8 protein-coding genes are annotated in these 12617 nt (G+C 46.1%); 3 read left to right on the top strand and 5 right to left on the bottom strand.

What is annotated here, in order from left to right; genetic code table 11:
• The first annotated feature begins 61 nt into the window (after positions 1 to 61).
• Both ICN37_RS09255 and ICN37_RS09250 read left to right on the top strand, forming a co-directional pair.
• A complete protein-coding gene (locus ICN37_RS09255; RefSeq protein ID WP_255538508.1) occupies positions 62 to 1378 on the top strand; it encodes a lipase family protein in 1317 nt (438 codons plus the stop codon).
• A gap of 165 nt (positions 1379 to 1543) precedes the next feature.
• A complete protein-coding gene (locus tag ICN37_RS09250; protein WP_216156934.1) occupies positions 1544 to 2497 on the top strand; it encodes an alpha/beta fold hydrolase in 954 nt (317 codons plus the stop codon).
• A gap of 109 nt (positions 2498 to 2606) precedes the next feature.
• Here the strand turns inward: ICN37_RS09250 and ICN37_RS09245 are convergent, their stop codons facing one another.
• From ICN37_RS09245 to ICN37_RS09225, 5 genes are read right to left on the bottom strand one after another with little or no spacing between them, the layout of a single operon-like run.
• Positions 2607 to 3398: a hypothetical protein gene (locus tag ICN37_RS09245; RefSeq protein ID WP_216156931.1), complete on the bottom strand. Its 792-nt coding sequence runs from the start codon at positions 3396 to 3398 to the stop codon at positions 2607 to 2609.
• Positions 3399 to 3447: 49 nt separating this feature from the next.
• On the bottom strand, positions 3448 to 5586 hold the full coding sequence (locus tag ICN37_RS09240) for a M3 family metallopeptidase (protein ID WP_216122391.1): 2139 nt from the start codon (positions 5584 to 5586) through the stop codon (positions 3448 to 3450).
• Positions 5587 to 5638: 52 nt separating this feature from the next.
• Positions 5639 to 6493, bottom strand: a complete 855-nt coding sequence (folD, locus tag ICN37_RS09235) for a bifunctional methylenetetrahydrofolate dehydrogenase/methenyltetrahydrofolate cyclohydrolase FolD (protein ID WP_072582209.1) — start codon at positions 6491 to 6493, stop codon at positions 5639 to 5641.
• Positions 6494 to 6508: 15 nt separating this feature from the next.
• A complete protein-coding gene (locus ICN37_RS09230; protein ID WP_216156928.1) occupies positions 6509 to 7156 on the bottom strand; it encodes a response regulator transcription factor in 648 nt (215 codons plus the stop codon).
• A gap of 35 nt (positions 7157 to 7191) precedes the next feature.
• Positions 7192 to 9714, bottom strand: a complete 2523-nt coding sequence (locus tag ICN37_RS09225) for a PAS domain-containing sensor histidine kinase (RefSeq protein ID WP_216156925.1) — start codon at positions 9712 to 9714, stop codon at positions 7192 to 7194.
• Positions 9715 to 9919: 205 nt separating this feature from the next.
• Between ICN37_RS09225 and aceE the strand changes: the two genes are divergently transcribed.
• Positions 9920 to 12616: a pyruvate dehydrogenase (acetyl-transferring), homodimeric type gene (aceE, locus tag ICN37_RS09220; RefSeq protein WP_216156922.1), complete on the top strand. Its 2697-nt coding sequence runs from the start codon at positions 9920 to 9922 to the stop codon at positions 12614 to 12616.
• The last annotated feature ends 1 nt before the right edge of the window (position 12617 follow it).

Here is a 12617-nt window from a genome sequence, read left to right as displayed (position 1 = left end):
CATTCGATCTTACTTAATGATATTTTTGGATCCTAACTTACCCATTTAAGCTATGAAAAAAATGACTCCTATTTCCACTTTGATTTTAATGCTCGGCACTGCTTTAAGTATTCTTTCTACTGCCGTATATGCTGATCCGCCTGTTCCTCCTTTTTATGATGAGGTTATCAAAATGAGTCCCGATGGTAAGCTCGGACAAATTCTGAAAAAGGAAAAAATTAAGACGTCTGTTAAGGGTGCTCAAGCTTGGAAGATTGCCTACGTCACATCTGATGTTGGCGGGCGTAAGCATCTTGCTACTGGCTTGGTAGTAGCCCCGATTGGCACTCCACCGAAAGAGGGTAGGCCTATCATGGCTTGGGGGCATGGGACTACTGGCGCCGCACAAAATTGCGGCCCTTCACAAGTTCTTAATCCAACAGCACCCCTCAATGAATACTTTTTAGTTGGCGGAAATTCTTGGACGGATTACGGCATCCCTAGTATTGAAGAATTTATCAAATACGGATATGTAGTAGTTGCAACGGATTACCAAGGCCTGGGTGGTGGAGGCGAGCATCAATATGCTTTAGCGGCAACCAATGCCATGGATATGATTGATTCCGCTAGAGCTGCTAGTGCCTTAAAGGAAGCTGGCGCCGGTAAGAAGACGATTATCTATGGTTGGTCGCAGGGTGGTGGCGCTGTAGTTGCTGCAGCAAGCATGCCAGAATACATCTCCAAAAAGGGAACAATTGCCGATGGCATTGAGCTCGTTGGCGTGGTTGCCTTGGCTCCAGATGATATTGCCATCATGATGCCCAATTCAACAGTAGATGAAGTGAACGCACAAAAATCATTAAGTGGAATCGTTAAGATGTTCACTGACAATGTTTTTGATTTTTCACATATGGCAATGAGTATGTGGGGTGTGAGGGCTGGTAATCCAAATCTAAAACTCACCGATATCTTTACAAATGACGGCGCTAAAGTGCTGGATGAGGTTATCCGAAACAAATGTATGCATGCTGTGGCAGATACACTGAATTTCAATTACAGCAGCCAATACAAAACATTATTAAAAGATCAATTCACCAATTCTCTTGACTGGACAAAAGCCATGGTCAAGGGCAGCGTGAATCCTGAAAAACCTATTGCACCGGTAGTGATCTATTGGGGTAATAAGGACACCACGAATCCCCCAATCATGGGTAAGCTCTATCAGGAGCAAATGTGTAAATTAGGGGGCAATGTTAATAGGGTTGAGTTGCCAGGCGACAACACTCACTTCACAACCCCCGGATCTTCCAAGCAGTTCTACCTACCCTGGATTAAAGATCGCTTGGCCGGCAAGCCTGCTATAAATAATTGCGCACAGGCAGCTCAGTTAGCAAGTTAAAAGATTCTTCGCGATATAAAAAACCACCTTCGGGTGGTTTTTCTTTGACTGTCAAATAATGCGCCAATGTGATCCTTAACCAAGGTCGAGTAATGAGACATTCTCGATTAGCGCTATATTGAAATGCTAGTATGACTCTTTAAAACCAATCCAACCTAGGACCTTATGACAGCTCTTAATAGCTCCCTAAGCGTTTTGACTACCGCTTTAATGCGAGGCATTTATTTAACGGTTGCCATACTTTTTATTTTTTTAAGCCTCAGCATTCCAGTGCAAGCCCAAGAAAAACCTGAAGTTAAGTATGCCCAAGTAGGAGATGTGAAGTTAGCCTACTACCTAAAAGGCAAAGGTGATCCCATGATCCTCATCATGGGCTATGCCGCCACCATGAGCGCTTGGGATCCAGCCCTGCTCGGTGAGTTGTCAAAGAATAACCAGCTGATCATTTTTGATAACCGCGGCGCTGGACTTTCTACCGACACTAAAGAAAACTACACAACCATTCCGCAAATGGCAGATGATGCCGCAGGCTTGGTGAAGGCCCTGGGTTTTAAAAAGGTAAACGTATTCTCGTGGTCAATGGGTGCACGAATTGGTCAGCAGCTTGTTATCAAACACCCAGAGCTAGTCAATAAAGTCATTCTGTGCGCCCCAAATCCCGGCGGAAAATATCAGATTGCTATTGATAAGAAGGTTGGGGAGGAGTTGAATAATCCGAGTCTTTCTCCTATGGAGAATTTCGAGTTGTTGTTCCCAATTACGCCTGAAGGTAAAGCGGCCGCTAAGGTTGTATACGGGAGATTTATGGCAGCAAAAGCTGCGGGAACCATCCCTGATGATTTCGTAATTTCTAAAGAAGCTAAGGAACGCCAGGTTCGTGCTCGTATCACTCTCTGGAATGCTGATAATCAGAATTACCAGGATTTAAAGAAGATTAAAGTTCCCGTTCTAGTGGCTGACGGTCGTGAGGACATCATCGACAATCCAAAAAACTCAGTTGTGATTGCCAATCAAATTCCTTTTGCCTGGTTGGCTTTTTATGAGGGTGGCCATGCATTCTTATTTCAAAGCTATAAGAAGCTTTCTGAAACTGTGAATGTATTTCTCCAAAAAGACTAGTTAGGTCTGCATTGCTGAAGTTAAAAGCCACTTATTGAGTGGCTTTTTATTTGTCCTTCAAATCTATTTGATGTTGCCGTCATGCAAATGGCACCTCAAGGTAAATTGCTTAATTCGTCTTCAGGTTATCAAGCATCTGCAATGTTTCTTGAAGTTTATGGGGTTCGACTCGATTCCAGCCACGGTATGGCGATACAGCGATAAATAAAAATATCACTGCAGTCACAATGCACAAAGAGGCTATAGATAAAGACACCTTCATTGCTTTAATGCTTCCCAGATGGACTATGCCCACTGATAACAGCAGCAAGAATGAGAAGACTGGTATGGATGGCCATTTTTTAAGGCTATCGTTATCGTATGCCAGTGATTGCCTAGCTTGCCGGTCATGGCGAATAGTACTAATGGCTGTCAGGAGCTGGCTTTCAATGCCGCTTCGTTGATTGGGCTGATAGGCGATGTCACTAATGATTTTATTTAAAGCTAAAAATTCAGGCGTTGAAATTCCACGTTTACTGGCATCTCTGTTTTCCATAGCGGGCCATTCTTTTTCGATGACTGCGGTCAGATAGTTTTTCATTCCTGAAATTATTTTTACCTGATCCTTCGCAGGAAGGACTGTCGCCGTACTTATTATGGTCTCGACTGCAGTGGATTCGGTGATGACATTTGAGATGGCTGATTGATGATGCTCAAATGAGTAGCCGGCTAGAGTGGAGATCGCCAGACCGAAAATAAAGGAGGTAATGGAAAGAAAAGAGGGCACTACTGCATCTGAATCATGGAGCCATTGCGATATGGGCGAATCATTCAATGCCCAGTAAATTGCATAAGCTACGCCAGCTGTTATGAGCGTTGTTGCAACAATTAAAATTAGTAATTCAGTAGTGAAGAGGCTCATTGAATGCGTATAAATTAGTTATTTAGAATTGAAATCGCAAATCTCATTGTTAAGCGAGTCCACCATGTCTTAGCAGGGCATCGATACTTGGCTCTCTGCCTCTAAAGGCTTTAAAAGATTCAGCCGCAGGGCGACTGCCACCAACCTCTAAAATCTCTTCACGATAACGAGCACCTGTTTTCTCGTCCAGGACACTACCTGTGAGTTTTGCTGCTTCCTCAAAAGCTGAGTAGACATCAGCAGATAATACTTCCGCCCACTTATAGCTGTAATAGCCGGCTGCATAACCACCAGCAAAGATATGACTAAAGGTATTGATCCAACGAGAGATGGCTGGTTGTGGAATAACGTTGAATTGATCAGCAATCGCTCTGGAAAGGTCTAATACTGCGTGACCTTGAGCATTCTTCGCATCAAAGCTCGCATGTAAGCGCCAGTCGGTGAGAGACATGACGATCTGACGCAGCGTCATATAACCGTTCTGAAAATTCTTGGCAGCGAGGATCTTGTTAAATAATTCACGTGGAAGAGGCTTACCAGTTTCAGCGTGCGCAGTCATCTTTTCTAGCACTTCCCACTCCCAGCAGAAGTTTTCCATGAACTGACTTGGTAACTCTACCGCATCCCATTCAACACCATTGATACCTGAAACCCCTAAAGCGCTCACTTGAGTAAGAAGGTGGTGCAAACCATGGCCACTCTCATGGAAGAGGGTGATGACATCATCATGAGTAATGGTAGGTTGACGCAACACACCATCGACCTTGACTGGTGGCGCAAAGTTGCAAACCAAATAAGCAACAGGCACTTGGATTTCGCCATTAGGTAAAACTCTACGACCACGGGCATCATCCATCCAAGCCCCGCCACGCTTGCCAGGGCGAGCATAGGGATCCAGGTAGAAGTGGGCCACGATATTACCCTTGGCATTTTTCACTGAAAAGGATTGCACATCGGCATGCCAAGTTGGCAAATCTGCCGCTTCAATCTTGACGCCAAACAGAGTCTGAATAACTTGGAAGAGACCATCTAACACCTTAGGGAGAGGAAAGTATTGCTTGAGCTCATTCTCCGAAAAGGAATAGCGTTCTTGCTTCAATCTTTCGGATGCAAAAGCAACATCCCATGGCTCCAATCCATCAGCAATAGATAGCTCGGTCTTGGCAAACTGAGAAAGCTCTTGCCAATCTTTTAATGCAAATGGTTTTGCTTTCTGGGCGAAGTTGGTCAGAAAGGAGTCAACTTCATCAACGCTGCTGGCCATCTTCGGTGCCAAACTCAGTGCGGCATAGTTGTTGAAGCCTAGCATGTGAGCTTCCTCATCGCGCAGTCTTAACTGATCGAGCATGTTCTGAGTATTGTCCCAATCCAGTTTACCTTTGGCATATTGGGGTGCCAGTTCAGAAGCGCGGGTGACATAAGCTTCATACATCAAGCGACGCAGCGCCCGATTCTCTGAGTACTGCATGACTGGGTAGTAAGAGGGGAAGTGCAGAGTAAAGGCCCAGCCCTGGAGACTCTTCTGCTGGGCAGTATCTGCAGCAGCTGCAATAGCGTCCTCAGGCAAACCTACCAAATCAGCTTTATCAGTGATTAGATGAACAAAACCATCGGTAGCATCTAATACATGGTCTGAAAATGCTTTACCTAAGGTTGCCTGCTCATCCTGAATTTGTGAAAAGCGGGGCTTATCTGCATCACTGAGTTCTGCGCCACCCAGACGAAAATCTCGCAAGGAGTTTTCAATGACTTTCTTTTGAGCTGCGCTGAGTTTTGAAAAGTCAGGCGCTTTGCTGAGTTCTTTAAACTTTTTGTAGAGCTCTAAATTTTGACCAAGGCTTGAGAAGAAAGCGGTGACCTTAGGTAGCATCTCGCCATAGGCAGCGCGCAACTCCGGGGTATCGGCAACGCCATTGAGATGGGATATCACGCCCCAAGACCTACCAAAAAATTCAGTAGCATCTTCTAGTGGTTCAGCGAGGGCATCCCAAGTAGATGGAGTGCTTGGATTGACTGCTACATCCACAGCATCTTGCGCTTGCTTGAGTAAATATTCAATCGCTGGTGCAATGTGCTCAGGCTTGACTTCGGCGTAGGCAGCAATGCCGCGCCCAAAAGTAGTCAGTGGATTATTTTGCAATTCTGCGGGGAGGGTGCTGCTCAGGAAGCTAGATGTGGATGTAGTCATCCCTCTAGCTTAATGGACTGGGAGCAATTTTGCCAAAAGTCCCAGTAATTCCTCAGAGCTTGGCGGCCTTTTCAGCAGCTTCCAAGGTATTCATGAGAAGCATGGTGATGGTCATCGGGCCAACACCACCTGGAACCGGGGTAATCCAACCGGCGATGTATTTAGCCGTATCAAAATCCACGTCGCCACAGAGTTTGCCATCAGGCAGGCGATTAATGCCCACATCAATGACAACTGCACCATTCTTCACCATGTCGCCGGTAATCATTTTGGGTTTACCGGTGGCAACCACCAAAATGTCAGCATCCTTGGTGTGATGTGCCAAGTCACGAGTCTTGCTATTGCAAATGGTGACCGTTGCTCCGGCTTGTAATAGCAGCATCGCCATTGGCTTACCCACGATATTGGAGGCACCAACAATCACAGCGCGAGCACCACGAATAGGGTAATCAATGCTTTCAAGAATCTTCATGCAGCCATAAGGGGTGCAAGGCTTGAATTCTGGTTGACCAACCATCAAGGCGCCAGCATTAGCCACATGAAAGCCATCCACATCTTTTTCTGGAGCAATCGCTTCTAGTACGCGCTCAGAGGCAATGTGCTCTGGTAGCGGGAGTTGCACCAAGATCCCGTGTATTGCAGGATCCGCATTGAGAGTGGCAATACGCGCGAGTAATTCTTCTTCGCCAAGTTCTACAGAATAGCGCTCTAAAACAGAATGAAAGCCAACGTCTTCACAGGCTTTTACTTTGTTGCGAACATATACCGCGCTGGCAGGGTTGTCGCCAACCACGATGACTGCTAAACCAGGTCTGGTGCCTTTGGCGGTGACGATTGCACCACGTGCAGCAATTTCCGTACGTAGTTTTTTAGAAAGGGCGTTTCCGTCTAATAATTGAGCTGGCATAGAAAACCCCGGTAATTAATTAGGCTGGGGATCAGACAAAGCCAGGCGGAGTAGGTCGGCAACTGTGTTGACGTTGAGCTTTTCCATGATGTTGGCGCGGTGTGCTTCAACAGTCTTAATAGAAATACCGAGGTCATCAGCAATTTGTTTATTCAAACGGCCTGCAACAATGCGCTCTAGAACCTGACGCTCACGACCAGTTAACTTACTGAGTAAGCTCTGGGTAATTTTGCGTTGGCTGGCTTGTGAATAATCGATGCGCGCTTTAGCAAGCATGCGATCCACTAAACCATAAAGATCATTTTCTTTAAAAGGCTTTTCAATGAAATCCACTGCACCACGCTTCATGGTGGAGACAGCCATCGATACATCGCCGTGACCAGTAATAAAAGCAACTGGCATGGGCAGGTTTTCGCTAGTTAAGCGCTCCTGCAATTCAAGGCCTGACATACCGGGCATGCGCACATCCAAAATGGCGCAAGAGATAGTGGACTTATCGGTACTTTGCAAGGACTGTAAGAAACGTTCTGCGCTTGCATGGCAACGAACAACATAACCATTGCTTTCTAAGAGCCAGGTAAGCGAATCTCTTACCGCTTCGTCATCATCCACCACATAGACAACTTCAGCTTGGTTTGGTTTTGCAGTAGCGCTTAAGTTCATATCAGTTCTCGTGAGGTGAATCTATAAATTCGAAGTTAAACAGCACCCTTGGTTCCAGGGGATTCCAACGGTAGAAGTATTGTAAAGGTGCAGCCAGCCAGCTTGGTTTGTTCTGAGTCTTGAACATTGGTAGCCCAAAGTCTGCCATGGTGAGATTCAATAATGGAGCGGCAAATATTGAGCCCCATACCCATTCCATCGGACTTTGTGCTGAAAAACGGCTCAAATATGCGTTCCAGGACGTTTTCCGAGATTCCGCCCCCAGCATCGGTAACCTGGATTCTGAGCATGGCCGGGAAGATGCTGGTGTCTAAATCTGCACTAATCCAAACTGGCGGGGCTGACCAACGGGAGGAAAGGGGGTAAGCCTCGCGGACGCTATCTAAGGCGTTTTTAAGAAGATTGACTACTACCTGCAGGATCAGGACTGGATCCAGGTTAACTACGGGCAGATTTTCGGCAATTTCCGAGCTAATGACTAAGCGATGGCGGTGGGCTTCAATTTCAACCAAGCCAACTGCATCATTAATAATTTCAGTGATGTTTGCCGCTTTACGTTGAGGCTCACTGCGTTTTACAAAACCTCGAATGCGCTGAATGATGGTGCCGGCTCGATGGGCTTGCTCAGAAGCTTTTTCTAGAGCTGGCAAAATTTCTTTGGTCAGGATAGGATCTTGGTGCCCATCTAAACGCTTAGCAACACCCATGCAGTAGTTTGATATAGCTGAAAGAGGTTGGTTTAGTTCATGAGCTAAAGAGGATGCCATTTCACCCATTGTGGTGAGACGGCTGGTGAACTGCATACGCTCTTGTTGTTGTAGTGCCAAATCATCTGCTTCTTTACGAGCGGTAATGTCAGTGGCAATCAATAGCTGCGCAAGATGTCCATCTACCCACGGGATATAACGACGTCTAACTTCAAACCATTGATTATTGTCATCGCCTAGCTGAACTTCTTCTGACTCTGACTCTTGATATAAAAATGGCGTTGGAATTCCAGGGGGAGAATCCTCAAGATCTTCTGCAATATCTCGCATCGTCGTGTTGCTGGTATCGCTGCCCGCTAATTGGAAGTGACCTTTAGAGTTGTCACCAAAGCGCTCCCGATAAAAACGATTGGCAAATAGCAGGGCGTTAGTCTCTAGCGAGACCACCGACACAGCGGCATCTAGACTTTCTAGAACGGTAGTGAAGCGATCTTGAGAGGCAGCTAATTCTTCGCGAATCTTTTTAGGTTCGGAAATATCAATTAATGAAGTAACCCAACCAGTCTGCTTGCCTTTTTCATTAATCAGCGGGGCAATAAAGGTGCGGGTCTGTATCAAGGAGCCGTCTTTCTTTAAGATCACTCCTTCGATGCCGACCCTCATGACAACGCTGATGTCGGACTTCATTGCCCGATTCATTTTCTCAACAAGCTCATCTCTTCTGCTATCTGGCCAGAATGGAAAGGGCGGAGTGAGACCTATTAACTCATCTGATGTCCAGCCTGTCATTTCGCAAAATGCTCGATTCACATATGTAATCCGCTTTTGCATATCATGCGCACGAATACCCACAGGGGTGGAGTCTTCCATTGCATTACGAAAGCTGGTTTCTTTGCGCAGGCTTGCTTCAGCCTCTTGGCGTACTTGCATTTGCTTTAGTACAGACCACAAACTCCAAACTACGAATGCGCTTAATCCAATCACGACGCCAATTAACATCCTGAAGGTGAGGTTGGTTGGCGGAGGATAGGTATCTATGCGTAAATTAATGTTGGGGCTTAAGACCCCAATATCTAAGCTTGTCTGATTGCTAAATGCTCTTTTAGGGGTATCTCTATCGGAAGAGATGCCTAAAACTCTTTCATTGTCAGTGAGCAAGGTAAAGCGGTAATGGGATTTGAGGTCGCTTGGTAGAGCATCCAATATTCCTTGAGTCGTATAGAGTGCCGCCAAGAATCCAACAACTTCTCCGCCAACGATATTGGGCACCACTTGCCAAAGAACGATTTTTCTATCCGTGGAGATCGGTGCATCACCCGGTAAATTTAAGGAAACAAACTGGCTAAAAGCTGCTCGACTAGTTACTCGGCTAAGCTCGATAGTTGATGCAAGACTAGAATTAATGAGCTGATCATTTTGAGTTTTGCTAATCCAATCCGATTTGTTACTTTCAGCAGGAGCTGCCCATAGCCGCTGATTTTGATTATTTAGCCAAATGATTTTGACGATCTCATGGTTATTTAAAACAAGATCTTCTGCTTGCTCGCGCGCAATTTGTCTGAGCTTCAATTGATCTTCGCTTGCAGCCATTTCTCGATTAATCGTTGTTAATGCATCAAGGTTGCTGGCGAAACGAGATTGAATACGCTGTTTGGCAAATGACAGCTCTCTAAATAGGGCAGCCTCTTGCTGATTCTTTTCTTGTAAATGCAGCGTTCCCAAAATAATGCCCATGACTGCTGTAAACAGAACAATGGCTAAAAGCGGGGTGTAAACAATCCTAAACCCACGTATTTTGCGGAGCCACCTAAGGGGGCTAAGGACTAGGCTGGAAAATGCTGTTTTTCTCATGAATACAGAGCATTTTGCCTTATTTGCCCTTCCAAAAAGCCAATTCTGACCGTTTTATAGCTTCTTATTTGCACCGCAATAAAATACCACATTATGAGAAATATTATCATTATGTGGAAAATTGCTTGTTTACACCCATATACCTTCCTAGAATATTGCCTATAAAGTTGATGACAAATTAAGCACTATTTAATGGAGACAAAAGATGGCAGCAGTTCCAGACCAAGTATTAGGTAAACAGAACACTCAGGATGCGGATCCTGGTGAGACACAGGAATGGTTACAAGCGCTCGATGGCGTGATTCGTAACGAAGGTCCTGAGAGAGCTGCCTATCTCATCGATCAACAAATTTCTCATGCTCGTGTAAACGGAGTGGTGCAGCCATTCCATGCTGAGACTCCTTATATCAATACTATTCCTGTTGAAAATCAAGCGCGTTTGCCTGGCGATCAAAATGTGGAGCATCGTATTCGTTCATACACTCGCTGGAATGCCATGGCGATGGTGCTTCGTGCCAACAAAGACACGAACGTTGGTGGACACATTTCATCGTTCCAGTCTGCAGCTACTTTGTATGACGTTGGCTTTAATCATTTCTGGCACGCACCGTCGCCTGAGAATGGTGGCGATTTGATATTTGTTCAAGGGCACTCTGCTCCCGGCGTCTATGCACGTGCTTATATGTTGGGCCGTCTCGAAGAAGGTCAGCTCAACAACTTCCGCCAAGAAGTTGGCGGTAAAGGCATCTCTAGTTATCCACATCCTTGGTTGATGCCAGACTTCTGGCAGTTCCCAACCGTATCGATGGGCTTGGGCCCGATCATGGCGATTTACCAAGCGCGCTTTATGAAGTACCTAACAGACCGCGGCTTCATTCAAGAGCAAGGCCGTAAAGTTTGGGCATTCTTGGGCGATGGCGAAACCGACGAACCAGAATCCTTGGGTGCGATTGGTATGGCCGGTCGTGAAAAACTCGATAACCTGATTTTCGTCATTAACTGTAACTTGCAGCGTCTAGACGGACCAGTGCGCGGCAACGGCAGCATCATTCAAGAGCTTGAGAGCGAGTTCCGCGGTGCCGGCTGGAATGTGATCAAAGTAGTGTGGGGCGGTCAGTGGGACGCTCTCTTTGCGCGCGACAAAAAAGGTATTTTGATGCAACGCTTAGGCGAGATCGTTGACGGCCAGTATCAGACTATGAAGTCTAAGAACGGCAGCTACGTTCGCGAGATCGTTTTCAATACTCCAGAATTAAAGGCTTTAGTAAGTGACTGGAGTGATGATGAAATTTGGCAACTGAATCGCGGTGGCCATGATCCCCATAAAGTTTATGCAGCATTCCATGCGGCAGTAAATCACAAGAATCAACCTACAGTGATCCTAGCCCACACCATTAAAGGTTATGGCATGGGCGGCTCAGGTGAGGCGATGAATATTGCCCACCAAGCGAAGAAGATGAACGATGACGATGTGCGTCGCTTCCGTGATCGCTTTGAGATTCCCGTTAAAGATGAAGAGTTGGACGAAATGCCTTTGGTCAAGTTTGCCGAAGGTAGCCCGGAATTAGAGTACATGAAGGCGCGTCGTCAAGAGTTGGGTGGTTACTTGCCGCAACGTCGCACTAAAGCGGAGAGCTTGCCAGTTCCTGCTTTAGAAGTATTTGCTCCATTGCTTGAGGCAACTACTGAAGGCCGTGAGATTTCTACAACTATGGCATTTGTGCGCATACTCAATACAGTAGTGCGCGATAAGGTGTTGGGTAAACGGGTGGTACCGATTGTTCCTGACGAGTCCCGCACCTTTGGTATGGAAGGCATGTTCCGCCAATTAGGAATCTGGAATCAATTAGGCCAACTTTACACACCAGAAGATCATGATCAATTGATGTTCTACAAAGAGGACAAGACAGGTCAAATTCTGCAAGAAGGTATTAATGAAGCCGGCGGTATGTGCGACTGGATCGCTGCTGCGACTTCTTATTCCACCCATGGTGTACCCATGTTGCCTTTCTATATCTTCTATTCCATGTTTGGTTTCCAGCGTATCGGTGACTTAGCTTGGGCCGCAGGAGATATGCGTAGCCGTGGTTTCTTGCTAGGTGGTACAGCTGGTAGAACTACCTTGAACGGCGAAGGCTTACAGCACGAAGATGGCCATAGTCATTTGTGGAGTGGTGCGGTTCCCAACTGCATCAGCTATGACCCAACCTTCTCATTTGAATTGGCTGTAGTGATTCAGGATGGCATGCGTCGAATGTTGGAAGTTCAGGAAGATGTTTACTACTACGTTACTTTGATGAATGAAAACTATTCACACCCAGCAATGCCTAAGGGTGCGGAGAAAGACATCATCAAGGGTATGTATAAGCTCAAGTCTGTTGGTGATGACAAGGCAAAATTGCGTGTACAACTCTTAGGTTCGGGAACGATCTTCCGTGAAGTGATTGAAGCTGCGGAGATTCTGCATAAAGACTGGGGTATTGCTTCAGATTTGTGGGGTTGCCCAAGCTTTACTGAACTAGGTCGTGATTGGACTGCAGTTCACCGTAGCAATCTATTGAATCCAAGTGCTGCACCAGCCTTATCTCATGTAGAAAAATGCCTGAAAGATACTACAGGCCCAATCGTTGCTGCTACCGACTATGTTCGTCTATTTGCTGAGCAGATTCGTCCAGCAATTCAGCATATGGGTCGCCGTTATGAAGTATTGGGTACTGATGGCTTTGGTCGTTCTGATACTCGTGAAAAACTCCGTGACTTCTTTGAAGTAGATCGTCGTTGGGTTGTTCTCACTGCCTTGCGATCTTTGGTTGACGCTGGTCAGCTTGATCGCTCTAAGTTGGCTGAGGCGATTAAGAAGTACAAGATCGATACTACTAAACCAAACCCAATGACGGTTTGAT

Source organism: Polynucleobacter sp. P1-05-14 (assembly GCF_018881675.1).
In the GTDB taxonomy this organism is placed as follows: Bacteria; Pseudomonadota; Gammaproteobacteria; order Burkholderiales; family Burkholderiaceae; genus Polynucleobacter.
The sequence above is the reverse complement of the archived record's forward strand: the minus strand, read 5'-3'. Positions and strand labels throughout refer to the sequence as shown.